This window comes from Mesorhizobium australicum (assembly GCF_900177325.1).
Taxonomy (GTDB): domain Bacteria; phylum Pseudomonadota; class Alphaproteobacteria; order Rhizobiales; family Rhizobiaceae; genus Mesorhizobium_A; species Mesorhizobium_A australicum_A.
Genome location: NZ_FXBL01000004.1, coordinates 2,183,297 through 2,209,245, shown reverse-complemented (window position 1 = coordinate 2,209,245; position 25,949 = coordinate 2,183,297). Strand labels below are relative to the sequence as shown.

Annotated in this window: 31 protein-coding genes; 15 read left to right on the top strand and 16 right to left on the bottom strand. The window is 64.7% G+C overall.

Features of this window, described 5'->3' with window-relative positions; translation table 11 throughout:
* Positions 1 to 54: 54 nt before the first annotated feature.
* The 8 genes from B9Z03_RS13205 to B9Z03_RS13175 form a co-directional block, all read right to left on the bottom strand.
* Positions 55 to 2,319, bottom strand: coding sequence for a DDE-type integrase/transposase/recombinase (locus tag B9Z03_RS13205; RefSeq protein ID WP_085464620.1), 2,265 nt, complete (start codon positions 2,317 to 2,319; stop codon positions 55 to 57).
* 1 nt (position 2,320) lies between these two features.
* Positions 2,321 to 3,124, bottom strand: a complete 804-nt coding sequence (locus B9Z03_RS13200; RefSeq protein WP_085464619.1) for a DUF6551 family protein — start codon at positions 3,122 to 3,124, stop codon at positions 2,321 to 2,323.
* Positions 3,121 to 3,462, bottom strand: coding sequence for a winged helix-turn-helix domain-containing protein (locus B9Z03_RS13195; protein WP_085464618.1), 342 nt, complete (start codon positions 3,460 to 3,462; stop codon positions 3,121 to 3,123). Before B9Z03_RS13195 ends, B9Z03_RS13200 begins: the two co-directional genes overlap by 4 nt.
* Positions 3,459 to 3,803: a winged helix-turn-helix domain-containing protein gene (locus tag B9Z03_RS13190; RefSeq protein ID WP_176247514.1), complete on the bottom strand. Its 345-nt coding sequence runs from the start codon at positions 3,801 to 3,803 to the stop codon at positions 3,459 to 3,461. Before B9Z03_RS13190 ends, B9Z03_RS13195 begins: the two co-directional genes overlap by 4 nt.
* Before the next feature lie 232 nt (positions 3,804 to 4,035).
* Positions 4,036 to 4,167, bottom strand: coding sequence for a hypothetical protein (locus B9Z03_RS30415; RefSeq protein ID WP_280174844.1), 132 nt, complete (start codon positions 4,165 to 4,167; stop codon positions 4,036 to 4,038).
* Positions 4,164 to 4,625 carry a hypothetical protein gene (locus B9Z03_RS13185; protein ID WP_085464616.1) on the bottom strand — a complete coding sequence of 154 codons (462 nt, stop codon included), beginning with the start codon at positions 4,623 to 4,625 and terminating at the stop codon, positions 4,164 to 4,166. Before B9Z03_RS13185 ends, B9Z03_RS30415 begins: the two co-directional genes overlap by 4 nt.
* Positions 4,622 to 5,452 carry a ParB/RepB/Spo0J family partition protein gene (locus tag B9Z03_RS13180; RefSeq protein ID WP_139832263.1) on the bottom strand — a complete coding sequence of 277 codons (831 nt, stop codon included), beginning with the start codon at positions 5,450 to 5,452 and terminating at the stop codon, positions 4,622 to 4,624. Before B9Z03_RS13180 ends, B9Z03_RS13185 begins: the two co-directional genes overlap by 4 nt.
* 50 nt (positions 5,453 to 5,502) lie before the next feature.
* Positions 5,503 to 5,808, bottom strand: a complete 306-nt coding sequence (locus B9Z03_RS13175; RefSeq protein ID WP_085464614.1) for a helix-turn-helix domain-containing protein — start codon at positions 5,806 to 5,808, stop codon at positions 5,503 to 5,505.
* A gap of 335 nt (positions 5,809 to 6,143) precedes the next feature.
* On the opposite strand from B9Z03_RS13175, the gene B9Z03_RS13170 reads away from it, so the two are divergent.
* Together B9Z03_RS13170 and B9Z03_RS30640 are read left to right on the top strand one after the other, a co-directional pair.
* Positions 6,144 to 6,722, top strand: coding sequence for a LexA family transcriptional regulator (locus B9Z03_RS13170; RefSeq protein ID WP_244561736.1), 579 nt, complete (start codon positions 6,144 to 6,146; stop codon positions 6,720 to 6,722).
* Positions 6,723 to 6,956: 234 nt separating this feature from the next.
* Positions 6,957 to 7,223, top strand: a complete 267-nt coding sequence (locus B9Z03_RS30640) for a hypothetical protein (RefSeq protein WP_432417034.1) — start codon at positions 6,957 to 6,959, stop codon at positions 7,221 to 7,223.
* A gap of 182 nt (positions 7,224 to 7,405) precedes the next feature.
* On the opposite strand, the gene B9Z03_RS13160 is transcribed toward B9Z03_RS30640, so the two are convergent.
* Positions 7,406 to 7,825, bottom strand: a complete 420-nt coding sequence (locus tag B9Z03_RS13160; protein WP_085464613.1) for a Ros/MucR family transcriptional regulator — start codon at positions 7,823 to 7,825, stop codon at positions 7,406 to 7,408.
* 435 nt (positions 7,826 to 8,260) lie between these two features.
* Entirely contained in the window at positions 8,261 to 8,620 is a 360-nt protein-coding gene (locus B9Z03_RS13155; RefSeq protein ID WP_139832262.1) for an SH3 domain-containing protein, read from the bottom strand.
* Between the two features lie 133 nt (positions 8,621 to 8,753).
* On the opposite strand from B9Z03_RS13155, the gene B9Z03_RS13150 reads away from it, so the two are divergent.
* The 5 genes from B9Z03_RS13150 (at position 8,754) to B9Z03_RS13130 (ending at position 13,241) form a co-directional block, all read left to right on the top strand.
* Complete coding sequence (locus B9Z03_RS13150; RefSeq protein ID WP_085464612.1) at positions 8,754 to 10,868, top strand: S9 family peptidase; 2,115 nt, start codon at positions 8,754 to 8,756, stop codon at positions 10,866 to 10,868.
* A 238-nt stretch (positions 10,869 to 11,106) separates the two neighbouring features.
* On the top strand, positions 11,107 to 11,853 hold the full coding sequence (minC, locus tag B9Z03_RS13145; protein WP_085464611.1) for a septum site-determining protein MinC: 747 nt from the start codon (positions 11,107 to 11,109) through the stop codon (positions 11,851 to 11,853).
* A 31-nt stretch (positions 11,854 to 11,884) separates the two neighbouring features.
* A complete protein-coding gene (gene minD / locus B9Z03_RS13140; RefSeq protein ID WP_085464610.1) occupies positions 11,885 to 12,700 on the top strand; it encodes a septum site-determining protein MinD in 816 nt (271 codons plus the stop codon).
* Positions 12,697 to 12,975: a cell division topological specificity factor MinE gene (gene minE, locus B9Z03_RS13135; protein WP_085464609.1), complete on the top strand. Its 279-nt coding sequence runs from the start codon at positions 12,697 to 12,699 to the stop codon at positions 12,973 to 12,975. Before minD ends, minE begins: the two co-directional genes overlap by 4 nt.
* A gap of 86 nt (positions 12,976 to 13,061) precedes the next feature.
* Positions 13,062 to 13,241: a hypothetical protein gene (locus tag B9Z03_RS13130; RefSeq protein WP_085464608.1), complete on the top strand. Its 180-nt coding sequence runs from the start codon at positions 13,062 to 13,064 to the stop codon at positions 13,239 to 13,241.
* Between the two features lie 24 nt (positions 13,242 to 13,265).
* Here B9Z03_RS13130 and B9Z03_RS13125 read toward each other — a convergent pair whose 3' ends face one another.
* The gene (locus tag B9Z03_RS13125) at positions 13,266 to 14,429 is read right to left on the bottom strand and encodes an acyl-CoA dehydrogenase family protein (protein ID WP_085467645.1); all 1,164 of its coding nucleotides are present in this window, start codon (positions 14,427 to 14,429) and stop codon (positions 13,266 to 13,268) included.
* 132 nt (positions 14,430 to 14,561) lie between these two features.
* On the opposite strand from B9Z03_RS13125, the gene B9Z03_RS13120 reads away from it, so the two are divergent.
* From B9Z03_RS13120 to B9Z03_RS13105, 4 genes are all read left to right on the top strand, one after another.
* A complete protein-coding gene (locus tag B9Z03_RS13120; protein WP_085464607.1) occupies positions 14,562 to 15,254 on the top strand; it encodes a winged helix-turn-helix transcriptional regulator in 693 nt (230 codons plus the stop codon).
* Positions 15,255 to 15,378: 124 nt separating this feature from the next.
* Entirely contained in the window at positions 15,379 to 16,137 is a 759-nt protein-coding gene (locus B9Z03_RS13115) for an SDR family oxidoreductase (protein ID WP_085464606.1), read from the top strand.
* A gap of 256 nt (positions 16,138 to 16,393) precedes the next feature.
* A complete protein-coding gene (locus B9Z03_RS13110; RefSeq protein WP_176247512.1) occupies positions 16,394 to 17,002 on the top strand; it encodes a TetR/AcrR family transcriptional regulator in 609 nt (202 codons plus the stop codon).
* An 11-nt stretch (positions 17,003 to 17,013) separates the two neighbouring features.
* Positions 17,014 to 18,480: an MFS transporter gene (locus B9Z03_RS13105; protein ID WP_085464604.1), complete on the top strand. Its 1,467-nt coding sequence runs from the start codon at positions 17,014 to 17,016 to the stop codon at positions 18,478 to 18,480.
* 3 nt (positions 18,481 to 18,483) lie between these two features.
* Here the strand turns inward: B9Z03_RS13105 and B9Z03_RS13100 are convergent, their stop codons facing one another.
* From B9Z03_RS13100 to B9Z03_RS13080, 5 genes are all read right to left on the bottom strand, one after another.
* The gene (locus tag B9Z03_RS13100; protein ID WP_085464603.1) at positions 18,484 to 19,422 is read right to left on the bottom strand and encodes a cytochrome c; all 939 of its coding nucleotides are present in this window, start codon (positions 19,420 to 19,422) and stop codon (positions 18,484 to 18,486) included.
* 17 nt (positions 19,423 to 19,439) lie between these two features.
* On the bottom strand, positions 19,440 to 19,874 hold the full coding sequence (locus tag B9Z03_RS13095; protein WP_085464602.1) for a c-type cytochrome: 435 nt from the start codon (positions 19,872 to 19,874) through the stop codon (positions 19,440 to 19,442).
* 158 nt (positions 19,875 to 20,032) lie between these two features.
* Positions 20,033 to 20,461, bottom strand: coding sequence for a c-type cytochrome (locus tag B9Z03_RS13090; protein ID WP_085464601.1), 429 nt, complete (start codon positions 20,459 to 20,461; stop codon positions 20,033 to 20,035).
* A 188-nt stretch (positions 20,462 to 20,649) separates the two neighbouring features.
* On the bottom strand, positions 20,650 to 21,246 hold the full coding sequence (locus tag B9Z03_RS13085) for a superoxide dismutase (RefSeq protein WP_085464600.1): 597 nt from the start codon (positions 21,244 to 21,246) through the stop codon (positions 20,650 to 20,652).
* Between the two features lie 158 nt (positions 21,247 to 21,404).
* Positions 21,405 to 22,274: a branched-chain amino acid aminotransferase gene (locus B9Z03_RS13080; protein WP_085464599.1), complete on the bottom strand. Its 870-nt coding sequence runs from the start codon at positions 22,272 to 22,274 to the stop codon at positions 21,405 to 21,407.
* Between the two features lie 162 nt (positions 22,275 to 22,436).
* Here B9Z03_RS13080 and B9Z03_RS13075 point away from each other — a divergent pair, with 162 nt between their 5' ends.
* From B9Z03_RS13075 to B9Z03_RS13060, 4 genes are all read left to right on the top strand, one after another.
* Positions 22,437 to 23,117 carry a haloacid dehalogenase type II gene (locus tag B9Z03_RS13075; RefSeq protein WP_085467644.1) on the top strand — a complete coding sequence of 227 codons (681 nt, stop codon included), beginning with the start codon at positions 22,437 to 22,439 and terminating at the stop codon, positions 23,115 to 23,117.
* A gap of 145 nt (positions 23,118 to 23,262) precedes the next feature.
* A complete protein-coding gene (locus B9Z03_RS13070; protein ID WP_085464598.1) occupies positions 23,263 to 23,973 on the top strand; it encodes a L,D-transpeptidase in 711 nt (236 codons plus the stop codon).
* 235 nt (positions 23,974 to 24,208) lie between these two features.
* Entirely contained in the window at positions 24,209 to 24,787 is a 579-nt protein-coding gene (locus B9Z03_RS13065; protein WP_432416996.1) for a L,D-transpeptidase, read from the top strand.
* A 248-nt stretch (positions 24,788 to 25,035) separates the two neighbouring features.
* Positions 25,036 to 25,854: an IclR family transcriptional regulator gene (locus B9Z03_RS13060; RefSeq protein WP_176247511.1), complete on the top strand. Its 819-nt coding sequence runs from the start codon at positions 25,036 to 25,038 to the stop codon at positions 25,852 to 25,854.
* Positions 25,855 to 25,949 lie beyond the last annotated feature (95 nt).

The following is a 25,949-nucleotide window of genomic DNA, read 5'->3' as shown; positions in this document are numbered from 1 at the left end:
GCCGCTTCGCGGCCGCATTCTCCCGAGGCCCGGCGCTGCAACGCCGGGCCTTGTTCAACTCAGATACGCTTCACCGTATTCGGCATGGATCGCCGACTGGACGCGGAACTCCGTGCTCGCCTCGTAGCGTCCGGCCCACACCGCATCGAAGGCACCGGCGCCGACGACCGGAAGGCCCGCATCGACTGCGCGGCGGATTTCGACGTAGCGCCGGTAGCGTTCCTTCGGCGTCTCCGGCAGCGCGACGACCTTCTCGTCCCTCGGCAGATGCGCGGTCCGCGCCGCCTCGATCTCGGCCATCCGGCCTTCGTATTTGGCCGCGAAGCTCTCGCTCACACGGCGCTCGTCCTCGGCCTCCATTTCGGCGATCAGCCGGCGCTGTGCGGCCGCCTCTGCCGGTGTCGGTTCCCGCGTCGGCCGCGCCGCCTCGCCCATCGCGGCGATCGCGGCCGAGATTTGCGGCGTCGTGTGCGCCTCCTCGCGCTTCGGCAGCGGGATCACGTTGGGCGCATCGCGGCGCGCGACGTCCAGAGCGCGGTCGATCAGCGCCGGACCCTTGGCGATCCGCTTCATGTCAGCCTTCACCTGCCGCGTCGCATCATCGACCAGTTCACGGTGGATTTCCTTGGCCGCGCGCACGTAGGTCTCGGGATGGATGCCGCGCAGCTCGGGGCAGATCGCCTCGCCAAGGAAGGCTCCGCCATCCTGGGCAAATGCCAGGGCGCGACCGAGATCGAGCGGATCCTGCCGCACCAGAACCGGTGTCCCCGGAAGGATCGTCGGCGTCATGTAGTGATAGCCGTCGATGCGAATGCCGAACTTGGTGACGATGCGCTCGCCGCCACCGCCGGCGACGGGCATCAGCAGCAGATCGAGAGCGCGGACATCGACAGTTCTGAGCGGACGGGTAGATTCCAGCGCGACGTTGAAGGGGGTGCGTTCCTTCAGGCCCGCGTGCGGCCGGTGCTGGTAAACGAGGTCGATCCACTCATCGACCTTGCCCTGCAGCTCGACGCCGTTGAGGCCGACGCTGAAAGTCTCGTTCTCGGTCTCGCCCAGCCGCTTGGCGAAGCTCTTGCGCCCTTCGATTACCTTTCGGTCCGCGACCGAATGGCCGACATAGCCGGGCAAGAGCGGCCCGACCATGTGCTGGAACGTCTTGATGACACGCTCGACATGGCCCTTCTGCTCGGGCGTGTAGGCGTCGCAGACATCAGGATCGATGCCGAGCGAGGCGAACAGCCGCTGGGTATCCTTCGCCACGAAGTCCGAACCGTTGTCTGTCTGGATGACCTCCGGCGCACCCCAGGCGAGGATCGCCTTGCGGATGAGCAGGGCGACGGCCGAGGCGCGGGGCGTCTTCGACATGCTGAGGATCGTGCGGCGCGTCGCGATGTCGATGCAGGCATAGATTGAGTGCCGGCCATCCGTACAGAGCGCATCAACGGGCGACGCGTCGATCTGCCAGAGCTGGTTCGGCTCGGTGATATGCCGCAGCATGCCGATGCCCGAAGGCGCCATGGTCGAGCGGTAGAGATCGGGATTGGTGAGCTTCGTCAGCACGACCTTGTTGTCGGCCTTCAGTGCCTTCAGCGCGTGCTGGAAGGTCCGCACCGGCGGCATCGCAACGACCGTTTCAACGCCCTTTGAAATGACTTTGATCGTGTCGCCGAACTCGGCCCGGCATTGCGTCCGGACGGCTTCGCCCGAGAGGTGCGGCTGGTGCGCGATCAGCGCCAGCATGAACGCGCGGACCTTGCCGTCGTTGGCGCGATCCAGCACGCCGGTGCCCTTGCGCGCCAGTGAGCGGTCGACGCCGAGCTTCGCACTGCGGCCGTCGCGCTTCGCGGCGATCCAGCGCACCAGCGACCGCTTCGAGAGCGCCGGGACGGACGTGCGCACCCACTCGGGCACCTCGATCGAGCCTTGGTTGTATTTGTCGGTGAAGACCTGCAGGTGGGTGGCGTGGCCGAGGCGCAGCGTCTTCGTGAAACGCTGATACGCCGCCACGATCGCCAGCCGCGCATCGCGCTCCAGCTTGGCCCGGTCGGTCAATCCGTCATCGGTTGCCGCCTCGGCAGGCGCGGCCGGCTGCGGCTCGAACTGGATATGCTTCTGCCGGTAGGCCACCTGAGCCAGCGTCGGCAGCAGCGCGACGTTGTATTCCATGCCGCCGCCGCGACCCGCACGCGACCGAGCAAAGGCCGGGTTCTCGCTCCAGCATTCGCGGGAGATCAGCCGCAGCATCGCGCTCTCAGTCGCCGGCAAGTCCGGCAACGCCTCGGCCGCAATCTCGCGAGCTGTCAGCCATTCCTTCATCTCAGCGCGCCTCGCCGATCATGATCGTGTTGGTGCGCTTGCCCTTGTTGTAGATCTCGACCAGGGCCTTCGCCAGCGCGGTCTCCGCCGACCCGCCGGAAAGCTTGCGAAAGGCCTCCGCGTGTGCGGTCAGTTTGGCGATGCTCTGGGGCCGCAGCGCGGCCGTCATGTCAGGTTCGGCGATGGTTTTGTCGTTTGCCCGAATGATGCGCGCCAGCGCCGTTATAAGAGTGCCGCGCAGGGCCTTTGGCTCGTCAGGCCAGGCCGCGCGAATGATCAGCAGGGCGCGCCTGGTGGCACCGTGTCCGTAGTTCTGCAGACAGCGACGGATCGCGGTGATCGAGTTTGTAAGGTTCGGCCGGTAGTGACCGTTCTCCGGAACGACGTCGCAGCCGGCGGACTGCAGCACCTTCGACACGGCGATCGCGTCGTCGTCGCCGGCCGTAAGGCCCGCCCAATACTGCTCGACCGAGGTCACGGCCATGCGGTCGCGGTTGATCGCCAGGAAGCTCTCGGCTTCCTCCTTCAGGTCGACATGGTCGACCACGATCGCCGGCACCTCGGTGACGTCAGGGTGCAGTTGCGCGGCCTTCCACCGATGCTGACCCTCCACCACCATGAACCGGCCGTCTCCCTTGCGGGAAAGAACGACCGCGCCGAACTTGGACCAGCTGAAACGCCGCAGGATCTTTTCAACCAGAGCATTCTTGAGCGGCCGCTGGTAATTCTGGTCGACGTCGATCGCCTCGACGGCCACCCATTCGAGCGTCGGCCTGGCGCCGATCGCGCGGTTGATCTCGCTCATGTGATTTCCTTCGTGATCGGGAGAAAGCGGTAGCCGGTGCCCCACACCGTCTCGATCGGAAGGCCGATGGGGGTCAGCTTCTTCCGCAGCTTGCAGATGTGGACGTCGACGATCTTGATCTCGCTCTCGGGCTCCAGCAGGTAGAGCGCCGAATGAAGCGTCTCCTTCGAGACGATCCGACCGGCCCGTTCGCGTAGCTTTCCGAAGATTGCGGCCTCGGCAGGATTCAAACGCGCGAACCGACCGTTGCGAACCACAAAGCCCGCCTCGTCGATCCGGAGCGTCTCGTCGATCGGCAGCGACTGGCCGCAACAGGGACAGGGCATCGGCGCGGTCATATGCTGGCGCCCTCCGGTGGTATGAAGCGATAGCCAGAATACCGGGCAGTCTTGACCGCCAGGCCGAGGGTCTGGAGCTTGCGGTTAAGCTTGCTGACGTGGCTTTCGACGACGCTCACGTTGCACTCGGACTCCTGGCCGTGGAGTTTCGCGAAAACCCGCTCCTTAGTGACGAACCGGCCTTGCGCGGCGACGAGGATTTCCAACACCGTGACTTCTGCGCGCGGCAGGATCACGAAGCGGCCACCTCGCCTGATGACGCCGGAGGCCGCATCGATCTGCAGCGTCTCGTCGATCGGCAGCGGGCGCCCGCAGCAGGGACAAGGCATCGGATTCGTCACGACGCGTCCTCCCGGCATTCGCACAGCTTCGTCACACCCGGGCAATAGTCCGCCACCGCTCCGCCGGGGCATCCGCAGCGCGGCCAGTGGGCGCAGTCGAAGACGATGCCGGCGCCGTGGCAGCGCTCGCAATCCGGTGCGCCTGCCATCCGGGGGGCAGGGATGGCAGGCGCCGTCCGCAGCCAGCCCGCGGTCAGGGCCGGTGCGGAAAACAGGGAGGACAGGAGCGACATCAGAACGCCCCCAGCATGGACGCCGCGCCCATCACGAACGCCGCGAGGATGGAACCGACCAGGACGCAGGCGTTAAGGAATGAATGGGCCTTGCGCCTGGCTTCTATGCGGTCTGCGATTGTCCTGTTCATCGCCGGGCTCTCCATTCGGCGTCGAAAGCCTGTTCGTCGCGCGCGGCCCGCTCGCGGGCTTCGCGCGCCATCTCGCGGCGCAGCAGCGCCTCGTATTTCTGCGGAACCGCCACCAGGCCGGCATCGGCGAGCAGCACGTTCAGCGCCCGCGCATCGCCGGTGATCGCAACCAGCGCCGCCAGCCGCACGGCCGAGATCGAGTGCTGCTCGCGCGCCTGGCTGGCGTAGCCGTCGAGCATCGCCTTTGAGACGGAGGCCTTCGTCATCTCCGTCATCTCGGCCGCGATCTCGCTCCGCGACATGCCGGACTCGTCCATCGTCAGAGCCACCGCCTTCGACAGCCGGCCGGAGATCGACCAGGCCTGCACGGCCTGCGCGTCGAAGCGCTCGACGACGGGCTCGGGTTGATAGTCGCGGAAGAGATCCTGCGTGAACGTGTCGCGTCGCGGGCGCTTCATGATCCGCTCCTCCCTGCAAGCCAGCGACGGATGGCCGCTTCGTGAAGCTCGAAGAACCGGGCCTGCTCGGCTTCCTTGAGCCGGGAAAACTTGGATGAGATAGCCTGCCAGGCTGCTTCGCGAAGGCGCGGCGGCAGTCGGTCCAGAACGGCGATCGCATCGGTCACGTTCGCGGCCGGGAGCGCCGTTCGGTTCAGCAGTTCGACGATCTGTCGCTGCCTTTCCGGGGCTTGGGCGGCGAGCAATAGGAGTTCGGATTGGTTTTCGGCGATCGGGTGTAGTGCGATCGCGTCTCGCAGATCCGCCGCGATCGCTGCGATGCGCATGGCGCGTGAGATTGCGTCTCGGTTGATGCCAAGGGCGCGGCGCGCGGCTTCCGAGAAACTGCCGGCGAACCGGTCGATGTCGTCGTCGGAAATTGTCGCAAGTTGCGACAATTTCGCCGGACGCCCTTTGCGGATCACCCCTTGGACTGCCTCGAACGCCTCGCGCCACCGAGCGATGTCCACGGCACGATCGAGGGCCGAAAGATCGCGGCGGGCAAAGTTCTCGACGATCTCACGACGGATGATCGCCGCATCGTTGGCAAAGTCGGCTGACGTCTTCACGATCGCGGGGATCTCGGTCCAGCCGTTGCGCTCTGCAGCCGCGAGACGATGTCTGCCGAAGACGAGCTGGAAACGATCGCCGCGACTGATCAGCTCGATCGGCGCGCAATCCGCGGGTGTCAGCATCAGCTCGGCGAGAGTCTTGACCCAAACTGGGTCAAGACGCCGGCGGCCGGCAGGAATGTCGATGGCAGAAACTGGAACGGGCGTGGCGGTCATGGCGCTGAACTCGGGCAAGTCGACGGCGGCGGGCGGCGTTGACGAGGCTCTCAGGGTTCAGCGGCGGCGGTGTCTAATTTGGGCGCGGCTTTTGCACTTCCGTTGCAACGAACGTTGCTGCTAGTCTGGCTCTCGCCATGACGGCCACGCGAGTAGCTGTCGGGGAACAGGGTGCGGAAGGGCACGTCCAGCGCGGCAGCGATTGCTTCGGCGCCCGGGCGGCTCTTGCCGAGCAGACCCTGGCGGCAGGCGCTGGGGTAGAGCCCGGCGTCGATCGCGATCCCCGTCAGTGTCATCTTGCGGCGATGGACTTCCGCGACGATCGCGGGCCGGTCCCATTTCGAAGGCGTGTCCATTGTGGCTCCTGGATCGGCCGGCCTTTCGCGGAGGCCGACGGTTCGGGCTGACTGTCAACAAGAGTGGCCACTAATGTTGCACTTTTATGCAAATTCTTCAACCGCAGCGCGGCCCGAAATCGCGTCAGAGTTCGAAAAGAGGCGCGCTCCTGTGCAAATCTCTTCAGGCGATTGTTATTGCTTGCAAATTCGGTTCGCCAAATGTGTGAGCGGAACTCTGACGCGCGGTCAGAGTTAGCAGCATGGGACCGATCGGGTTCGCTGACCGCTTTCGAATCGCCCTAGATGGCGAATCGCCTCATGCGTTTTCGAGGCGGAGTGCAATTTCGGACAATATGGTTCGCAAATACCTCGACGGGTCGATGCCCGGCCTTGAGAAGCTCGTCGAGATTGCGCGGCTGACGCACGTCACCCTTGATTGGCTCGCGACCGGCGAAGGGCCGATGCGACCGGGTCCGGCGCAACTGGTGGTTGGATACAGTGACGGCTTCGTGCCGATCCCGCGGCTCGACGTCCGTGCCGCGGCCGGCGCCGGAGCGCTGTCCCCGGGATTTGCCGAAGATTATCTCGGTCCCGCCGACATCGTGGCTTTCCGGGAGGAATGGCTGCGGCAGCTTGGCGTTTCTGCCCGCTTTGCCCGCATTCTGATCTGCGACGGCGATTCGATGTATCCGACGATCGCGCACGGCGACATGATGCTCGTCGACACCGCGATCCGCGACGTCCGGCAGGACGGCATCTATGTCCTGGTCTTCGCCGGCCTGCTGAAGGTCAAGCGCGTCCAGATGCGGCGCGACGGCATCCTGCTGCTGAAGAGCGACAACCCGGCCTACGACACCGAAGAGGTTCCGCTCGCCGAGCAGCCCGAACTGATCATCGAAGGTCGCGTGAGGTGGGCGGGCGGCGCCATTTGATCTTGCGCGCCTCTCGTTCAAAGCGCCTTCCAGTGCCATTTGAACTTGCGCGCCTGTGATCCGGCCATTTGCCGGCCGAGACCTCGCAACCCCTTGCGTTTCCGCCTTTTTTCGGTCCTTCCCGCCTATTCCCGGATGTTCCCGGCAAAAGCCATGTGATCTTGCGCGTTACAGTTCCGGCAGCAGAAGGACGAGTTCGAACGACAGGCGCGGCAGACGGCCGCCTTCTTCCTCATCTCGGGGATCGATCTGGCAGACGCGCTCGCCTCGACGGGTATCGAGCGTCGCCGCATCGCGGCGCGCATCACCCGGCTCATCGAGCGCGAGCGACTCAAGGGGATGCGCCGGCATTGGAGCTACGATCTCAACCGCCACATCGCGCTCAAGCAGGCGCTCGACCGGCTGGCCGCGCACGAACCGCTGCCGGACGAGGCGGGTTCACAGCGGGAGACCACTCGCCAAAAACAAACCCGCCCGCAGCATTGGCTGCGAGCGGGTTGAACGTCCTCGGGCAGCCCGATGCCCGAATTCGCGAATTTAGATACTGTTTCGAAATTCGCTCTGGCGAGTCAACTGGCGGTGGTTTCGATAACCGGAGCGCGGCGGACATTTGGGTCCGTGGGCACCGGAAGCACAGAAAACCCCATCAGATGGCCGCCAGAGTAAAATCTCCAAGCAGTCTCTTATTTACGCTTGCGGCCGAGCCCCATCTTCTTCGCCAGCTGCGAGCGCGCGGCGGCGTAGTTCGGCGCAACCATCGGGTAGCTCGGATCGAGACCCCACTTCTCGCGATAGGCGTCCGGCGTCAGGCCGTAGTGGGTCATCAGGTGACGCTTCAGCGACTTGAACTTCTTGCCGTCTTCCAGGCAGACCAGATACTCGTCGTGGATCGACTTCTTCGGGTTGACGGCCGGCTTCTGCTTCTCGGCCGGCGGCGCTTCGACGGTCCCGCCGACGCGCCCGAGCGCGGCGTGAACGTCCGCAATCAGATTCGCAAGCTCGGAAACGGGAACAGGATTGTTGCTCACATAGGCGGCGACAACGTCCGCCGTGAGTTCGATCAGCGTATCGCCGCTCCTTAGGCTGCTTTCGTTGATGTCCATTGCAGTGCCCCTTGGCTAGTACGTCAGGATGATTTTGGGCTTGGTCTGTATCCGCCGGGATTGCAGCGACGCGGAACAGATTGCCCTTCGATTCGCAATCCCCGCGCAACAAATGGAGTGAGCGACAGTATAAGTCAATTACGAAATCGAATTTCTCACGAGAGTCTTCCAGGTCAGTCCAGATCAGATTGATCTGTGAAGTCGCTTTCACAACTTCCACGCGTTGAGACCGCCAGAATGAACAAGTCGTGCAAGTCAGCTGGAAACATTCGTTAACAAAATGCAAACCTGTGGTTTCATTCGGAATCATGGCGGGTAGTTGGTGAAACTGCCCCGAATCTACACCAGATTCTTGGGTTATGTATGCGAAAAACGCCCGGAAGGTGCTGGCCTTCCGGGCGCTTTGCGTTTCAGCGCGAGAGCGCGTTTCGGCCGTCAGTACGGGCGGATGTATTTGCCGTAGACCCAGCCGGTGGTGAAGTCGCCATCGTTTTTCGGGTCGTGCCAGACCTCGCACCAGCGGTAGCGCACGGCCTGCTTCTGCGCCCATTCCGACTTGCCGGAAATGTCGAACAGGTTCAGTCCGTCGGTGCAGCGGCCGGTCATCTGCAGCACGGTTCCGTTGGGATAGGCCGACTGCTTCTGCGAATAGCTGGCTGGATACTTGCGGACGTTGAGGGTATCGCCCCAGGAGACGTCGGTCACCTGCCAGGCCGAGAAGGCGGCGGCGCGGCCATCGCCTGCGGCTGCGGCGACGGCAAAGAAGAGAGATGCGGCGAGCAGAGTGCGCTTCATGATGTTGTCCTCCATGTTTCGGGCTGTATCGGTGCCGGTTGTTTCGCGCCCATGCCGTCAGAACTAATTTCTGTTACTTGAACCCCTCCTGATCCCTCCGTTCATTCCGCATTCAACAGCGAAAGACCGCCTGATGACGAAGAGCCCCTTTCCGGACCTGCCCGCCCCGGCCACCGAGCGCCGCCCCGTCGAGGACACCCGCCACGGCATCACCCGGGTCGACGAATTCGCCTGGCTGCGCGCCGACAACTGGCAGGAGGTGTTCAAGGACCCGGCCGTGCTCGATCCCGCGATCCGCAGGCACCTGGAGGATGAGAACGCCTACCAGACCGCGCTGATGGCCGACACGGCGGAACTGCGGAAGGTCCTGTTTGCCGAGATGAAGGGCCGCATCAAGGAGGACGATTCCTCCGTGCCGATGAAGGACGGTCCCTATGCCTACGGCTCGTCCTACAAGAAGGGCGGCGAGCAGCCGCGCTTCTTCCGCACGCCTCGCGACGGCGGGCCGGAGGACATCTATCTCGATGGCGACCTCGAAGCCGGGTCCAAGGCCTACTTCCGCATCGGCGGCGTCGACCATTCCTTCGACCACCGCAAGCTTCTGTGGGGCGTCGACGACAAGGGCTCCGAGTTCTACACGCTGCGCGTCCGCGACCTCGATACGCGCGCCGACCTTGCCGACACGGTCGCCGACACCGGCGGCGGCGGCGTGTGGGATGCGTCGGGCGACGGCTTCTTCTACGCCCGGCTCGACGCCAGCCACCGCCCCTCGAAGCTGTTCTACCACCGCCTCGGCACCGATGCGGCAGCCGACCGGCTGGTCTATGAGGAAACCGATTCCGGCATGTTCATGAATGTCGGCGGCGCGCGCAACAACGACTGGATCTTCGTCGTCATCAACGATCACGAGACGACCGAATACCGCATCCTGCCGGCGAACGACCCGTCCGCCGGGCCGAAGATCGTCGCCCCGCGCGAACCCGGCCTGCAATACGAGGTCGAGGAAGGCGGCGAGGAGTTCTTCATCCTCACCAATGCCGACGGCGCCAAGGACTTCAAGATCATGTCGGCGCCCGCCACCGACCCGTCGCGCACGAACTGGCGCGAGGTCGTCCCGCACGAGCCCGGCCGCCTGATCCTCTCCGTCATGGGCTTCCAACACTTCCTGGTGCGGCTGGAGCGCAAGGACGGGCTGCCCCGCATCGTCGTGCGCGAGCGCGCCTCCGGCGCGGAGCACATGATCGCCTTCGACGAGGAGGCCTATTCGCTTGGCCTCGGCGGCTCCGCCGAATACGACACGACCGTGATCCGCTTCTCCTATTCCTCGATGACCACGCCGACGCAGGTGTTCGACTATGACATGCGCTCGCGCGAGCGTGTCCTGCTCAAGACACAGGAAGTGCCCTCCGGCCACGATCCGGACCACTACGTCACCCGCCGCGTCATGGCGCCTGCGGCCGACGGCGAGACGGTGCCTGTTTCGCTGCTCTACCACCGCGACACCAAGCTCGACGGCACCGCGCCGCTCTTGCTCTACGGCTACGGCTCCTACGGCATCACCATCCCGGCCGGCTTCAACACCAACTGCCTGTCTCTGGTCGACCGCGGCTTCGTCTACGCCATCGCCCATATCCGCGGCGGCAAGGACAAGGGCTATGGCTGGTACGAGGACGGCAAGCGCGAGAAGAAGCTCAACACCTTCACCGACTTCATCGCCGCCGCTCGCCATCTCGTGGCAGAGAAATTCACCTCGCACGACCGCATCGTCGCGCAGGGCGGCTCGGCCGGCGGCATGCTGATGGGCGCGGTCTCCAACATGGCGCCCGACGCCTTCGGTGCCATCGTCGCCGAAGTGCCCTTCGTCGACGTGCTGACGACGATGCTCGACGACACGCTGCCGCTGACGCCGCCTGAATGGCCCGAATGGGGCAATCCGATCGTCTCGGAGGCGAACTACCGCACCATCGCCGCCTACAGCCCGTATGACAATGTCGCCGCCCTGCCCTATCCGCCGATCCTGGCGGTCGCCGGCCTCACCGACCCGCGCGTCACCTATTGGGAGCCGGCGAAGTGGGTGGCCCGGCTGCGCGAGCGCTCGACGTCGAAGAATCCCGCCCTCTTCCGCATCAACATGGACGCCGGGCATGCCGGCGCGTCGGGCCGTTTCAGTCGCCTGGAGGAGATCGCCTACACCTATGCCTTCGCGCTGAAGGTGACCGGCAAAGACCACGTGCCGCCCTCATCTTGACCCTTCCGTTGGGCGCCCGGAGACGCTTCCGCGTCATTCCGGCGCTCGTCTGGCCGACCAGGAAATTTTAACGATTGGCCGACGCGCCGCAAAACGGCGGTGCGTCAAGATTTTCCTTTCACTTCAATCGTTTATGGGATTCCACCGCTCGGCGAGAGGCCGCGCGCTGGCATCCGCCGTTAACTTTTGATTAACCATCAGCCCCATACTTGGTCGACGCAACAGAGCGTTAACCAAGATGACCGAATCGCTAACAGACAACCGTCCAATCCGCCTCAAGGGCCGGTCCTTCCTGGCTCTCACGCTCTCCCCGGAACTCCCGATAGAAGACTGGCTTGCGCGGCTCGACGATCTTGCATCGCGCTCCGCCGGCTTCTTCCTCAACCGGCCCGTCGTACTCGACCTGGAGAACGTCGACATCACCAAGGCCGGCCTCGCCGAGCTGATCGCCGAGCTCGGCAAGCGCAATGTCTGGATCATGGGCATCGAGGGCGCGCGCCCGTCGCTCATCGGCCCCGGCATGCCACCCGCCATGAAGGGCGGCCGCCCGGGCCCCGACTTCGAGGCCCCCTCCGAGGAAGCCGCCAGTGAGGCGCAGGCCGAAGAGCCGGCCGCAGCGCCCTCGCCCCAGATCGACATACGGCCCGCCCGCTCCGTGCCTTCCATCATCATCCGCGAGCCGGTGCGCTCCGGCCAATCGGTCGTCTTCCCTGAGGGCGACGTCACCATCATCGGCTCGGTCGCCTCGGGCGCCGAGGTCGTCGCCGGCGGTTCGATCCACGTCTACGGCACGCTGCGCGGACGCGCGCTCGCCGGCACGGTCGGCAACGTCTCGGCGCGCATCTTCTGCCGCAAGCTCGAGGCCGAGCTTCTGGCGATCGACGGCCTCTACAAGACGGCCGAGGACATGGACAGGAAGCTGCGCGGCCAGGCCGTGCAGTTCTGGCTCGAAGGCGACGCCATCATGGCGGAAACACTGAACTGAGACGGCAGGACCAGGGGGACAGGAGAGACGTATGGCAAAGGTTATCGTGGTCACATCGGGTAAAGGCGGCGTCGGCAAGACGACGTCGACGGCGGCGCTGGGAGCCGCGCTCGCGCAGCGCGGCGACAAGACGGTCGTCATCGACTTCGACGTCGGCCTGCGCAATCTCGACTTGGTGATGGGCGCCGAGCGCCGCGTGGTCTACGACCTCGTCAACGTCGTCCAGGGTGACGCCAAACTTCCCCAGGCGCTGATCCGCGACAAGCGGGTCGAGACGCTGTTCCTGCTGCCCGCCTCCCAGACCCGCGACAAGGACGCGCTCACCGCCGAGGGCGTCGCCACCGTCATGGAGACGCTGAAGAAGCACTTCGACTGGATCATCTGCGACAGTCCGGCCGGCATCGAGCGCGGCGCGACGCTCGCCATGCGCCACGCGGATGCCGCCGTCATCGTCACCAATCCGGAAGTCTCGTCGGTGCGCGATTCCGACCGCATCATCGGCTTGCTCGATTCCAAGACGCTCAAGGCCGAGAATGGCGAGCGGATGGAGAAGCACCTTCTTCTCACCCGCTACGACCCCGCCCGGGCCGCCCGCGGCGACATGCTGAAGGTCGACGACGTGCTCGAGATCCTCTCGATCCCGCTAATCGGCATCATCCCGGAGAGCATGGACGTGCTGCGCGCCTCCAACCTCGGCACGCCGGTCACGTTGGCCGATGCCCGCAGCGCCCCTGCCATGGCCTATGCGCAGGCGGCCCGCCGCCTCGCCGGCGAGACGATCCCGGTCACCATCCCGGGCGAGAAGCGCAGCATCCTCGCAAAGATGTTCGGAAGGAGGGCGGCATGAGCCTGTTCACGTTCTTCAACCGCAAGGGCTCTGCGCCGGCAGCGCGCGAGCGCCTGCAGATCCTGCTGGCGCATGAGCGGGTCCATATCGGCGGCCAGTCCGACCTCGTGACGATCCTGCGCGAGGAGATCCTCGCCGTCGTCGCCAAGCACGTGACGATCGATCCCGAGAAGGTGAGCGTCACGATGGAGCGCGGCGACAACGTCTCTACCCTCGAAGTCGACATCGAGATTCCTCTCCATGCCGAGAAGAAGGTGGAGAAGAAAGCCGCCTGATCTTCGAACTGGCGGGGGACGACGCCTGGAGGCCCGACCGGATCAGACCAGTCCGGCCGGACATTGCTCTAACGAAGGAGACGAACATGACCCGTGGCGCCCTGCTCGTGCGGCTCCAGGAGCTTCAGCGCATGCCGAAGTTCCAGAACCGCGACATCTGCACCATCAGCGCGGTTCTGTCCAAAGACGCGCTCGAAAAACACGTCGAGCACTGCGAACGCGCAGCCGGCCTCGCGCCGAGCGAGCCAAGGCAGGCCGCCGCCTGACGAACGGCGGCCTGCCGCTGCTCGTCAGAAGATCGACGCCGTCGGGCGACCGAGCGCCACGGCCCCAGCATAGCGCGCCTGCGGCCCGCTCTGGAGCGGATGGAAGCGGGCGCCCTGGATGTCGCGGAACCGCCTCTCCAGGCCTGCCTTGCGGTAGAACGAGGTGCCGCCTGCCAGCTCCATCGCGAGTTCGACAGCTTCGATCCCATGGCGCGCCACGAGCGTACGGCCGATCATCACCTCGTTGACGGTATCAGCGGACGGGGCATCGCGCGCCACCGCGTCAAGCATCCAGCGATGTGCGAGCTGGGCGGCGCGAAGCTCCGTATCCATACGCCCGGCGATCGCCGCATCGGCACCGGTCTTCGTCTTGGCGATCTCGACTGCGATATCCCGCGCACTCTCGGCAATGCCGAGATAGACGGCATAGATCAGCGGAAAAGCGATCGTGACGATGGTCTGGAACACCGGATGCCATTCCCCCGCCTTGCGGGAAAACGAAACGCTGGCGTCCGGCACGAAAAGGTCCTCGATGACAACGTCGTTCGAGGCGGTTCCTCGCATGCCGAGCGTGCGCCACGTCTGCTCTATCCGCACACTGCTCGACGTCATCGGCGCGCCGAAATGGATGACCGAGCAATTGCCGCCCTCATCCTCAACGATGGCTCCCGTCATCAGGATGCTGCCCGCCTCGGCGCCGGAGGTGAACGCCTTGCGCGCGTTGACGCGATAGCCGCCTTCCACCTTCTCGGCCTTGCCGGAGCCGCCGATCCAGTCGGAACCGCCCGACGACAGAAGCACCAGCCGCTCGGCCGCCACCCGGCGCAGCAGCGGTTCAACCGCAGCCACCTTCTGGTGCCGCCAGCGCCAGGCGGGGATCGCGACCTGATGGGTGTGCATGGCAAAGGCAAGCGCGGTTGATCCGCAGGAGCGCGCCATGACCCTGAGCATCTCTGCGAGGTCAGCCACCTCTGCGCCGCCGCCTCCCAACTCGATCGGCACGCCTGCCTCGACGAGGCCTTCCTGCTTCAGGAGGTCGTAGTTTTCGGCCACGAACCGGCCGGTTTCATCGACCTCGTCGGCGCGCGCCGCGAGCATCGGCGCGATCCGGTGGGCGACCGCGACCACGTCGCGGGGATCGTCGATCGCCGTCGCCGAGTATTCCTTCAAGTTGAGTGTAGCTGACATGGAAACCTCCATTGATCTGATGCTCCATGATCTCTCGCGGCCCGGCAGCCGATCCAGTTCAGAAAGTGAACCTCGCTGTTTCCGGCGCCTTGCTTCTGGAGTATTCTGTCTCGGCTCAACGGAGGCCCGTCGATGCAGGAACGCGGTAGTTACGGTCAGTTCTGCCCGGTCTCGATGGCGTCCGAGATCCTGTGTAGCCGCTGGACCACACTGGTGGTCCGGGAGCTCCTCTGCGGCAGCACCCGCTTCACCGATCTGCGCCGCGGCGTGCCGAAAATGTCGCCGGCGCTGCTGTCGAAAAGGCTGAAGGAGCTGCAGCAGGCGGGCGTGATCGTCGCCTCCCGCAAGCCCAATGGCACGGTCGAATATCGGCTTTCCGAAGCCGGCGAGGAGTTGCGTCCCGTGATCATGGGCCTGGGCAACTGGGCCCAGCGCTGGATGGAATCGCGCCTCACCCTGAAGAACCTCGACCCTTCGCTCCTGATGTGGGACATGCGCCGCAGCCTCAACGCCGGCCTCCTGCCGGAAAGGCGTTGCACGATACAGTTTCTGTATTCGGAACTTCCGCAGGCACAGAAGAGATGGTGGCTGGTCGTCGAGAGCGGCACAGTCGATCTGTGCAATTTCGACCCGGGCCATGAGCTCGACCTTCTCGTCAAGAGCTCCCTGCGCGCGATGACCGCGGTCTGGATGGGGCTGACGACCATCAAGAACGAGACCGAGAGCGGCCAGATCAAGATCGAAGGCGACCCGCATCTGGCGCGTTCGATGCCGCAGTGGCTCGGCCTCAGCGCCTTCGCCCCGATTGCGCGGCGGGTCCAATAGAAGCCCCATGGCCGTACGCCATTCCGAGCGATCGCCGCGTCTTGAGGGCGCGGGCGGGAAACGGGTGGCGAGGGTATCTGTGACGCCGGTATTCCCATGACGTGAACCTCAGGAGAGACACGACATGGAACTGAAAGACAAATCGATCATCATCACAGGGGCGAGCAGCGGCATTGGCGCGGCGGCGGCACTGCTGTTTGCCGACGAAGGCGCGAATGTAATCCTCGGAGCGCGCCGGTCGGCCGAACTCGAAGCCCTTGCCGGCACAATCAACCCGGGCAATGGCAGGGCGGTCTTCCTCGCCGGCGACGTCAAGGATGAAGGCTACGCCGAGGCCTTGGTCGATCTCGCCGTGAAGGAGTTCGGGAACCTGGACGGTGCATTCAACAATGCCGGCATCATGGGGGAGATGGGTCCCGTCCCGGACATGGGATTGGCCAACTGGAACCACGTCATGTCGGTCAATCTGACGGCCGCTTTCCTCGCGGCCAAAGCGCAGATACCCGCCATGAGGATCAGCGGACGAGGCTCGATCGTCTTCACGTCGTCCTTTGTCGGCTACAGCAACGGCGGCCTGCCGGGGATGGGGGCCTATGCGGCGTCCAAGGCGGGGCTGATTGGACTGGTGCAATCACTGGCATCGGAACACGCCGCGGAAGGCATCCGCATCAACGCCCTGTTGCCGGGAGGTACGATCACGCCAATCGCCGGAGAAGGCAATCCCGATGCGCTTGATTTCATCGCGAATCTCCATCCGATAAAGCGGATGGCGGACGCCAGGGAGATCGCGCAGGTAGCTCTCTTCCTCCTCTCCGACCGCTCGAGCTTCGTCACCGGCAGCCCGATGATCGCCGATGGCGGCATGTCGGTGCGGCTGATCTGACATTCGCAGATCGTCCGGAACTGTCCGTAACATGGCGGGAGGGGGCACGAAACTTCCTCCCTTTCTGTCTGTTCGCGCGTCCCCCAGGCCTGCCGGTCGGCTCAAGAATCTGGCGGGCGTCCCGCGTGGTCCTGGCCACTCGCGGCAGGATCGTGATCGCCTGAATCGCGGGAACAAAACCGCAACGCAAAGTATCCGGCTTGACATCTACTCCATCAACTGATTGATTGCCGTCTCAATCAACTGATTGATGGTCATGTCAGCACACGTCGATTCTCCTCGCCGAGACACCGATTCCCGCCGCGCCGAAATCGCGTTGGCCGTGCGTGGGCTGATCGCCGAGCGCGGCTTCGAGGGGCTCCGGATGCGCGACATCGCCGAGCGGGTCGGTATCAACATCGCGACGCTGCACTACCACATCCCCTCCAAGGAGGCGCTGATCACGCTCGTCGCGCAGTCGCTGCGCGACGACTTCATCGCCCAGCACAGGGCCCGCCCGCGCGACGGCCTCACGCCTCTCGAATGCATGCGGCTGGAATTCGCCGACTTCCGCGACACCTTCCTCAACACGCCCGATCGCTATCTGGTCATGGGCGAGATGCAGGAACGCTCGCGGCGAGATCCTGCGGTGGCTGCGGCCATGTTGCCGATGCGCGGCTACTGGCATCAGCAGTGGCGCGCCATCCTGGAAGCCGGGCGCGCCAACGGCTCCTTTCGCGCCGACCTCGACCCGTCCGCCGCCGCCTCCATCATCATCGGCGGCATGATCGCGACCACCAAGCAGCCCAATCCATCCGCGGAAGCGCTCGACAGGGTCTTTTCCGAGCTCGAGCGCTGCTTCCGCCGTCCGTCCTCCGAACTCTGACAGGTTCTCCCATGAGTGTTCCCGCCTATCCCCGCCGCTGGGCCGCCCTTTTCACCTTGCTGGCCGCAGCCTTCATGAACATGGTCGACGTCTCGATCGTCAACGTCGCCCTGCCCCGGCTCCAGGCGAGCCTCGGCGCTTCCTCCTCCGAGATCGAATGGGTGGTTGCCGCCTATGTGCTGGCCTTCGCCCTCGCACTGCTGCCCTTTGGCCGGCTCGGCGACCAGATCGGCCGCAAGCGCATGTTCATGACCGGCGTGGCCGGTTTCACCTTCTTCTCCGCGCTCTGCGGCCTCGCGCCCACCACCGAGGTGCTGATCGGCGCGCGCATCCTGCAGGGTCTCACCGGCGCGATGATGATGCCGCAGGTGCTTGCCATCGCCCAATCCATGTTTCCGCCGGAGGAAAGGGCACACGCGTTCTCCTTCTTCGGCCTCACCGCCGGCCTCGGCTCGGTCACCGGGCCTCTGCTCGGCGGCCTGCTGATCGGCGGCGACTTTTTCGGCCTCGACTGGCGACCGATCTTCCTGGTCAACATCCCGATCGGCATTGCCGTGCTGCTCGCCGCCCGTGCGATCGTGCCAGCGACTGAAAGGCATCCGAACCTCACCAACGACTGGGGCGGCATCGCCATCGCCGTCGTCTCCATCCTGCTTGTCATCTTCCCGCTCATCGAGGGCCACACGCTCGGCTGGCCGCTCTGGACCTTCGCCATGCTGGCGGCCGGCATTATCGGAGCGGCGCTGTTCGTGCTCTATGAACGTTCGCGGGCGGACCGCGGGCTCAGCCAGTTGTTGCCGGCGTCGCTGCTCGCCAACGGCAATTTCGTCCTCGGCGGCGGCATGGTACTGATCTTCTTCTCCGGCTCGATGGCTGTATTCCTGTTCCTGGCGATCTTCCTGCAGCAGGGTTTTGGCTTCACCCCGCTGATGGCCGGCCTCACCACCATGCCCTTCCCTGTCGGCGTGCTGGTCGCCTCGATCCTCAACGGCCGCATCGGCTCGCGCTGGCACCGTCAGCGCATCGCGACCGGCGCGCTCATCCTGCTCTGCGGCATGGCCTGGCTGCGCTCCGTCGTGCAGAGCGTGGGCGATGCGGTGGACCACTGGCAGTTCCTCGCGCCGCTGCTTCTCTCGGGTCTCGGCATGGGCACCGCTATCGCGCCGCTGATGCAGACCGCGCTGGCGAGCGTCGAGCCACGCGATGCGGGCTCCGGCGCGGGGTCGCTCCAGTCGTTCCAGCAGCTCGGCAGCGCCTTCGGCATCGCCATCGCCGGGCAGATCTTCTTCTCCAGCCTGACCGGCGGCTTTGCCTCCGGTGCCGGGCCGCACCCGGCCTTCATCGGGGCGCTCTCGGCCGCGTTGGTCTACAGCCTCTGCAGCTTCCTCGCTGTCGCGCTGCTGGTGCTCTTCCTCAAGCGGCCGGTGCGTCTTGCCGCCGGCCCGCAGGCCGCGCAGCCGGTGCCGGTCGAGGCCTGAGGATCAACGCGGCGCCGGATAGCCGTTCGCCCGGCCTGGCACGGCCTTGAGATAGGCGGCGATCGCGGCCCGGTCGTCGTCGGAGAGATGGCCGATGTTCTTCACCACCGCCGCCATCGCACCGCCCGCCGAATCGAAATCCGGCGTGAAGCCGCTCTTCAGATATTCGGCGATGTCGCTCGGCGACCACTCGCCGATGGCCGCGCTCTGCGGCGTGATGTTGGGCACGACGCCGTCGCCCTCGGCCGCCGCGGCGCCCGCCAGCCACTGCGTCTTGTCGATCCCGCCGGTGACGTCGCGCGGCGTGTGGCATTCGCCGCAATGCCCCGGCCCCTCGACCAGATACTGTCCTGCCAGCACCTGTTCCGACGCGCCGGGCAGCGAGAGCACCGGCGCCGGCGACAGGTTCACCAGCTTCCACAGGCCGATGCCGCGCGAGATGTTGAACGGGAAGCCGAGTTCGTTGCCCGGCGCCTTGCCCTCGACCGCCGGCAGCGTCTTCATGAAGGCATGAAGGTCAGCGATGTCCGCCAGCTTCATGCGGGCATAGGAGGCGTAGGGGAAGGCCGGATAGTAGTGCCGGCCGTCCGGCGACACACCCTTCTGCATCGCGTTCGCCAGGTCCGCGAGCGACCAGTTGCCGATGCCGTCGGTCGGATGCTGCGAAATGTTGGGCGCGACGAAGGTGCCAAAATCGGTCACGAGCCTCAAGCCGCCAGAAAGCCGGGGCGGCTGGACGGGGTCAGACTGCGCCGCCGCATGGCACGACGCACAGCCGCCTGCATAGAAGATGCGTTCGCCGCGCGCGGCGTCGCCGGGCGCAAGCGCTGCGATCTCCGCCTCGGGAATCCGTTCTGGCACCGTCAGGAACCAGAATGCAGCGCCGCCGGCCACGGCGAGGAGTGCTGCGCCGATGGCAAACTTGCGAACCGTTCCCGCCATCGACTTCTCCCCTTCGATCAGCCGCGCTTGACCCGGAAATCCTCATGGCATGCGCCGCAGTTCGAGGTTATCGCACCGAACAGCGGCCGGAAAGCATCGATGTCCTGCGGATTGGCAGCCACCGCGGCGTCGACATCCGACTTGTATTTGTCCACCGCTGCCTCGAAGGCGGAGGGGTCCTCCCACACCTTCAGCGACGAGGTGTGGTCGCCTGCTTCGCTGCCGGCCGGCCACAACACGGAGACGTCCGTCTCGGCATTCTTCGACATCTCCTCCAGTGTCGCCAGCACCTTGGCTGCGTCGTAGGGCTGCTGCCCGCGCGCGATCGGAGCCAGTTCGCCCACCAGCGCGCCGCGCGCCTTCATCTGGGCCTTGCGGTCGGCGATTGGATCCGCCAGCGCGACAGAGGCGCTGAGGGCAAGGATGGACGCGGACAGGACGATGAACTTCATTAAGTCTGGCTCCGGGCTGGATGAAGATCGAGGAGAATCCCTCTAACATCCTCAAATCGCCCGGATTTTTCCTGCTGTCGCGTCACGTCGAGTCAAGCTTTTGTGATCGCCGCGCGACGACGCGGCGATCGACCGAACGTGCCTTCTAGAACCTTGGCTTACAGGCGCCAAGCCTGGTGGCACCCGCCGCAATTCGCCGTCACCTTGCCGAACTCGGCGCGGAAGGCGTCGAGATCCTGCGGCTTGGCGGCGGCGGCCGCCGTAATGTCGGCCTTGTATTTCTCGGCCTGCGCCTTGAAGCCGGCCATGTCCTCCCAGATCTTCGGCGAGGCCTTCGTGTCGCCGGTCTTGCTGTCGGCCGGGAACAATGCATCGACATCGTATTTCTCGGCATTGGCCTGCAGCGCGTTGAACACCTCCGCCACGTTGGCTGCGTCGAAGGGCTGCTCGCCCTTGGCGATCGGCGCGATCTGGCCGACGAGGCCGCCGCGCTCCTTCATCAGCGCCTTGCGGTCCGCGATCGGGTCGGCATGGGCCGCCGTCAGTGCGGCGGCGACGATGGCAAACGACAGTGCAAGAGATCTCATATGGCTGGCTCCAGGCTGGCTATGATCGGAGATTGTGTCCCCGAACCTTCAACGCTGCAACAGTCCGCATATTTCCAGCCGGCGGAGCGGTCCGCTTCACGCTTGCGTGATGCTGCACATGCGAACAAAAAAGCCCCCGGCGAGGCCGGGGGCTTTCCAATCGGTGTCCCTTCCGGAACCGGCCCGGATCAGGCCTTCTCGTACATCTCCAGGACGTAGTCCCAGTTGATCAGGCTATCGACGAACGCCTCGAGATATTTCGGACGGGCGTTGCGGTAGTCGATGTAGTACGAATGCTCCCACACATCGACGCCGAGGATCGGCGAAGCGCCATGGACCAGCGGGTTCTCGCCGTTCGGGGTCTTGGAGATCTCGAGCTTGCCGTCCTTCACCGATACCCAGGCCCAGCCGGAGCCGAACTGCGTCGTGCCGGCGGCGATGAAGTCGGCCTTGAACTTGTCGTAGCCACCGAGGTCGCTGTCGACCGCCTTCTGCAGCTTGGCCGGCAGCTTGTTGCCGCCGCCGCCTTTCTTCATCCACTTCCAGAAGTGGATGTGGTTGTAGTGCTGGGCGGCATTGTTGAAGAGGCCGGCATTCTTGCCGAACGACGCCTTCACCACTTCCTCGACCGACTTGCCTTCCATGCCGGCCTCGGCGGCCAGCTTGTTGCCGTTGTCGACATAGGCCTTGTGGTGCTTGTCGTGATGATATTCGAGCGTCTCCTTCGACATGAAGGGCTGCAGCGCCTCGTAGTCGTAGGGCAGCGGGGGCAATTCGAAAGCCATGGCTCAATCTCCTGTTTGAAATGAAACTGCGCGCGACGCGGGATCCCTATGGCAATCCCGCTCCGGCGGCTTCGTTCCCTATCTAGGACGTCAGGTGGCGGAAGGGAACGGCGGCCGTCACCAGATTCACGTTTGTGGGTGGAATAGCTTCCCCCGGTTCAGGCGGAATGCGCGAAGTCCCAGTAGAGCTCGCGGGCCTTCTTGGCGACCGGCCCGGCCTGCAGGTGGCGATCTTCGATACGCGTCACGGGCACGACCTTCGAGTGGTTGCCAGTCGAGAAGACCTCGTCCGCATCCATGAAATCGCGCACGGTCAGCACCTTCTCCACGGTCTGGATGCCGGCCTCGGCCAGAAGCGAAATGGTGCGGAAGCGGGTGATGCCCGACAGGAAGGATCCGTTGGCAACGGGCGTGAACGCCACGCCGTCCTTCACCATGAACACGTTCGACGACGCCGTCTCGGCAACGTTGCCCAGCATGTCCAGCACCAGCGCATTGTCGAAGCCGCGCGACTTCGCTTCCAGGATCGCCCGGCCGTTGTTCGGATAGAGGCAGCCCGCCTTGGCATTGGTCGGCATCGTTTCGAGGCTCGGGCGGCGGAACGGAGAGACGGTCACCGAGAAGCCCGACGACGGAATCATCGGCGATTCGTAGAGGCACAGGCAGAACCTTGTCGTCGCGGGATCGGCCGACACACCCATGTAGCCGCCGTCTTCGGCCCAATACATCGGGCGGATGTAGACGGCCGTCTTGCCGTCGAACTTCTTCAATCCATCGTAGGTCAGGCCTTCGATCTCCTCGGCCGACATGAGCGGGGCGAGCCCGAGCGCCGTCGCCGACCTGTTCACGCGCTGGCAATGCAGATCGAGGTCCGGCGACACATTCTCAAACCAGCGCGCGCCGTCGAATACGGAAGAGGCAAGCCACATCGCATGGCTGCGCGGACCGAGCAGCGCGACATTGCCTTCGTGCCAGTCGCCATCGACATAGGTCCAGGTGAGCGACGGGGCGGGAGTGGCGAGGGTCATCGGGAAAGCCTGCGGATCATCATCGACTGCGGTCTTTCTAGTCAATTCCCGCGAAATGCCAACGTCAAATGCCTGTCGGCAGGCATTCTTGGTCCAAACCGCGGGTCTTCGGATCATCCAAGGCTTGACCCGCCGGGCTGCATGGATTCAGACTCTGCGTCGATGCAGCCGCGCCCCTCCTCCTATTCCGCCTTCGTCTTCGACGCCTATGGCACCTTGTTCGACGTCCATGCCGCGGTCAGGCGACATGCGGCGAAGATCGGTCCCGACGGCCAGCTCCTCTCCGAGATCTGGCGCGCCAAGCAGCTCGAATACTCCTGGACCCGCACGCTGATGGGGGCCTATCTCGATTTCTGGCAGCTCACCGAGCAGGCGCTCGACTTCGCGCTCCTCAAGGTGCCGAGCGTCGATCCCGCGTTCCGTGCCTCGCTGCTCGATGCCTACTGGAACCTCGACTGCTATCCCGAGATTCCTGCCGTGCTGAAGGAGCTGAAGGCGCATGGCGGCCGTGTCGCCATCCTGTCCAACGGCTCGCCGTCCATGCTGGAGGCGGCCGTCAGATCGGCGGGTCTGGATCTCGTCATCGACGACATCTTCTCTGTCGACCAGGTGCGGCGCTTCAAGACGGATCCCTCGGTCTACGATCTCGTCACCACCGCCTGGCGGCTCTATCCGGACAAGATCTCGTTCCAGTCGTCAAACCGGTGGGACGCGGCGGGTGCGAAGAAATTCGGTTTCCGCACCGTCTGGGTCAACCGCACCGGCCAGCCGGACGAATATCCCGACTTCGCGCCCGACCTGATCCTGACCTCGCTCGAAGGCCTCGCCGCCCGCTCGCTGTGACGTTCACGCAACAGCGTCTGCCCGGTCACATCTTCGTCAAGGTTTGCTCACCTTCACGCCGGATTTACCAAGCCTAAAGCTTTCGCGCTGCAACCGGAGGGGAGGGCCGGCGTTGCGCCAAGACAAACAAGGGCTTCGGGATATCATGACATTCGCCTCCTCCCCCAATCTCAGCCGCCGGGCCTTCATCGCCGGCGGCGCCGCACTTGCGGTGTCGGGCTGCACGACCGTCGGCACGACGCCGCCTGAAATCGCGCAGCGGCCGCAGTTCGGCGTCGACCCGTCCTTCGGCAGCTATGCGACCATGTATGCGGCGCGCGAGGACGGCGGGTTCGCCCTACCCGCCATCCCGATCGAGAAGATGGACCGGCAGTTCCTGCGCCAGGTGGTTGCCGACCCGACCGGCGAGCCGGCGGGGACGATCGTCGTCGATACGTCCGCCCACTTCCTCTATCTGGTGCGCGGTGGTGGCGAGGCGATCCGCTACGGCGTCGGCCTTGGCCGCGCCGGCTTCGAATGGTCGGGGCGCGCTGTCATCCAGTGGAAGAAGGCATGGCCGAAATGGACCCCGCCGGACGAGATGATCGGCCGCCAGCCGGAACTCGCCAAGTGGAGCGCCGCCAATGGCGGCATGCCGCCCGGCCTCGACAACCCGCTCGGCGCGCGCGCGCTCTACATCTTCCAGAACGGCGAGGACACGCTCTACCGCCTGCACGGCTCGCCCGAATGGTGGTCGATCGGCAAGTCGGTTTCCTCCGGCTGCGTGCGCCTGCTCAACCAGGACATCATCGACCTCTTCGACCGCGTCCCGAACAAGTCCCCAATTCTGGTGACGAGCGGGCTGGCGAGCGTCTGATTGAAACGGCGCACACGCGAAGTTAGACCATATTCGGGAATCGAACCCGATCAGCCGGCGTACTGACTTCATGATCAAGCTTCAACGCCCCCTTACCCGCCGCCGCCTGTTGGGCACCGGCGCCTTCGCGGCGCTGGCGCTCGCCGGGTGCGCGACGAGGGAAGATACCACGATGCGGGAGGACCCTCGGCTGAGAGAGTTTCCACCCGAGCCGCCACTTGGCACGGATGCTGAAATGTATGCATCGCGCGTCGACGATGGCTTTGTCCTGCCCGCAATTCCCTACGAACGCCTGGACCCGCGCTTCCGCCGCCAGATCGTCCCCGACCCGACCGGCGAACCGGCCGACACCGTTGTGGTCGATATCGCCAACCACTTCTTGTATTTCGTCAGGCCCGATCGTCAGGCCGTTCGCTACGGCGTCGGTCTCGGTAAGGAAGGCTTTGCATGGTCTGGCCGAGCCATTGTCGAGTGGAAACAGCACTGGCCGCGTTGGTTCCCGCCTGAGGAGATGATCGCGCGCCGGCCCGAACTGGCAAAATACAAGGCCATTCAGATTCCCGGAAAGAATGAATGGGAAGGCGGCCAGCCCGGCGGCATCGACAACCCGCTGGGCGCACGTGCCATGTATCTGTTCCAGGACGGCAAGGACACGCTCTTCCGCCTGCACGGTTCGCCCGAGTGGGACTCGATCGGCAAGTCGGTCTCGTCCGGCTGCGTGCGCCTGATCAATCAGGACGTCATCGACCTCTACGACCGTGTTCCGGAAAAGGCGCCGGTGCTGGTGACGACCGAGATGCCGCGGGTGGCGTGAGACGATGGGCTTCTACAGTCTGGCCGCGCTTTTCGGCCAGGCTGCCCAAATCTGCATCGCGGCTGGCAGCGTCTTTCGATAGGCGGCCGCGCCGCCTGCCTTCGGACTGCCATCGCAGCGTGCGACCTTCGGCAACCATGTCGAACCAGTTTGGTGCGCCCCTGACTGAAGGGGCGAAGTCTCCGCGCCCTCAAATCAGCTCCCCAATCCGCCTATGCGTTGACCAGTTGCTCTGTGTGGTGGCAGGTATGACCGCGCCGTCGGGCGATCTCCGACACGCGCCGCACATGCAGGAGGCACGACTGTCCCAGATCCAGGTCAAATCGGCTACTCGTGTCATTCAGATTTTCGAACTGTTCGATCGGCATCGGAAAAACCTGGCGATGACGGAGATAGCTCTTGAACTGGGCTACCCTCATTCAAGCACCACGGTCCTGCTGAAGACGCTGGTCAACATGGGGTATCTCAACTTCGACAGGCATTCACGGACCTATTTCCCGACCCCCCGGTTCTTCTCGATCACGGAATGGATACCCGACGCGTTCTTCCCATCCAATTCGGCTGTCGAGGCGATGAAGTTTCTTCATTCACGCACCGGCGAAGGCGTCGGCATCAACATGAAGAACGATTTGTACGTTCAGTACATCATGAATTTGCACTCAGTCCATGCACTGCGCTTCGTGATAGACACCGGAAGCCAGCGCCTCCTCACCCACTCGGGCATCGGCTGGACGCTCCTCTCCACCATGCCCGACAAGCAGGTGGACAATTATGTTCGGCGAGCAAACTTGGTCGCGGAGAAAAGCATGCGCGTGGATGTCGACTTCATCCTGAAACGCGTGAGCGAAATCCGGCGCAACGGATTCTGCTACGTCGAGAACGTTCCGTTTCTCGGCGGTGCCACCTTGGCAGCGCTCCTCAAGATTTCTGTCCATAACCAGCCGGTCGCGCTTTCGCTCGGGGGCGCCCTTGAGCGCATGCGCGCCAATTACGATGCGTATCTCGAGGCTCTGTTCGAATCCGTTCGGCTGGCCGAGACTGCAACGTCAAGCGGCGAGCCGCTCTGAGGGCATACCATATTCATGTATATGTGGAACGCTGGCTCCAGCGCGGCGAGGCCGGAATTTCGCTATCGCCGTAAATCCGGAAACCCGCTGGCTAC

Excerpts from the sequence above, each read along its gene's own strand:
- B9Z03_RS13205 (WP_085464620.1), bottom strand. The coding sequence starts at position 2,319 with ATGAAGGAATGGCTGACAGCTCGCGAGATTGCGGCCGAGGCGTTGCCG.
- B9Z03_RS13200 (WP_085464619.1), bottom strand. The coding sequence starts at position 3,124 with ATGAGCGAGATCAACCGCGCGATCGGCGCCAGGCCGACGCTCGAATGG.
- B9Z03_RS13195 (WP_085464618.1), bottom strand. The coding sequence starts at position 3,462 with ATGACCGCGCCGATGCCCTGTCCCTGTTGCGGCCAGTCGCTGCCGATC.
- B9Z03_RS30415 (WP_280174844.1), bottom strand. The coding sequence starts at position 4,167 with ATGAACAGGACAATCGCAGACCGCATAGAAGCCAGGCGCAAGGCCCAT.
- B9Z03_RS13185 (WP_085464616.1), bottom strand. The coding sequence starts at position 4,625 with ATGAAGCGCCCGCGACGCGACACGTTCACGCAGGATCTCTTCCGCGAC.
- B9Z03_RS13180 (WP_139832263.1), bottom strand. The coding sequence starts at position 5,452 with ATGACCGCCACGCCCGTTCCAGTTTCTGCCATCGACATTCCTGCCGGC.
- B9Z03_RS13175 (WP_085464614.1), bottom strand. The coding sequence starts at position 5,808 with ATGGACACGCCTTCGAAATGGGACCGGCCCGCGATCGTCGCGGAAGTC.
- B9Z03_RS13170 (WP_244561736.1), top strand. The coding sequence starts at position 6,144 with ATGGTTCGCAAATACCTCGACGGGTCGATGCCCGGCCTTGAGAAGCTC.
- B9Z03_RS13160 (WP_085464613.1), bottom strand. The coding sequence starts at position 7,825 with ATGGACATCAACGAAAGCAGCCTAAGGAGCGGCGATACGCTGATCGAA.
- B9Z03_RS13155 (WP_139832262.1), bottom strand. The coding sequence starts at position 8,620 with ATGAAGCGCACTCTGCTCGCCGCATCTCTCTTCTTTGCCGTCGCCGCA.
- B9Z03_RS13150 (WP_085464612.1), top strand. The coding sequence starts at position 8,754 with ATGACGAAGAGCCCCTTTCCGGACCTGCCCGCCCCGGCCACCGAGCGC.
- minC (WP_085464611.1), top strand. The coding sequence starts at position 11,107 with ATGACCGAATCGCTAACAGACAACCGTCCAATCCGCCTCAAGGGCCGG.
- minD (WP_085464610.1), top strand. The coding sequence starts at position 11,885 with ATGGCAAAGGTTATCGTGGTCACATCGGGTAAAGGCGGCGTCGGCAAG.
- minE (WP_085464609.1), top strand. The coding sequence starts at position 12,697 with ATGAGCCTGTTCACGTTCTTCAACCGCAAGGGCTCTGCGCCGGCAGCG.
- B9Z03_RS13130 (WP_085464608.1), top strand. The coding sequence starts at position 13,062 with ATGACCCGTGGCGCCCTGCTCGTGCGGCTCCAGGAGCTTCAGCGCATG.
- B9Z03_RS13125 (WP_085467645.1), bottom strand. The coding sequence starts at position 14,429 with ATGTCAGCTACACTCAACTTGAAGGAATACTCGGCGACGGCGATCGAC.
- B9Z03_RS13120 (WP_085464607.1), top strand. The coding sequence starts at position 14,562 with ATGCAGGAACGCGGTAGTTACGGTCAGTTCTGCCCGGTCTCGATGGCG.
- B9Z03_RS13115 (WP_085464606.1), top strand. The coding sequence starts at position 15,379 with ATGGAACTGAAAGACAAATCGATCATCATCACAGGGGCGAGCAGCGGC.
- B9Z03_RS13110 (WP_176247512.1), top strand. The coding sequence starts at position 16,394 with ATGTCAGCACACGTCGATTCTCCTCGCCGAGACACCGATTCCCGCCGC.
- B9Z03_RS13105 (WP_085464604.1), top strand. The coding sequence starts at position 17,014 with ATGAGTGTTCCCGCCTATCCCCGCCGCTGGGCCGCCCTTTTCACCTTG.
- B9Z03_RS13100 (WP_085464603.1), bottom strand. The coding sequence starts at position 19,422 with ATGGCGGGAACGGTTCGCAAGTTTGCCATCGGCGCAGCACTCCTCGCC.
- B9Z03_RS13095 (WP_085464602.1), bottom strand. The coding sequence starts at position 19,874 with ATGAAGTTCATCGTCCTGTCCGCGTCCATCCTTGCCCTCAGCGCCTCT.
- B9Z03_RS13090 (WP_085464601.1), bottom strand. The coding sequence starts at position 20,461 with ATGAGATCTCTTGCACTGTCGTTTGCCATCGTCGCCGCCGCACTGACG.
- B9Z03_RS13085 (WP_085464600.1), bottom strand. The coding sequence starts at position 21,246 with ATGGCTTTCGAATTGCCCCCGCTGCCCTACGACTACGAGGCGCTGCAG.
- B9Z03_RS13080 (WP_085464599.1), bottom strand. The coding sequence starts at position 22,274 with ATGACCCTCGCCACTCCCGCCCCGTCGCTCACCTGGACCTATGTCGAT.
- B9Z03_RS13075 (WP_085467644.1), top strand. The coding sequence starts at position 22,437 with ATGCAGCCGCGCCCCTCCTCCTATTCCGCCTTCGTCTTCGACGCCTAT.
- B9Z03_RS13070 (WP_085464598.1), top strand. The coding sequence starts at position 23,263 with ATGACATTCGCCTCCTCCCCCAATCTCAGCCGCCGGGCCTTCATCGCC.
- B9Z03_RS13065 (WP_432416996.1), top strand. The coding sequence starts at position 24,209 with ATGTATGCATCGCGCGTCGACGATGGCTTTGTCCTGCCCGCAATTCCC.
- B9Z03_RS13060 (WP_176247511.1), top strand. The coding sequence starts at position 25,036 with ATGACCGCGCCGTCGGGCGATCTCCGACACGCGCCGCACATGCAGGAG.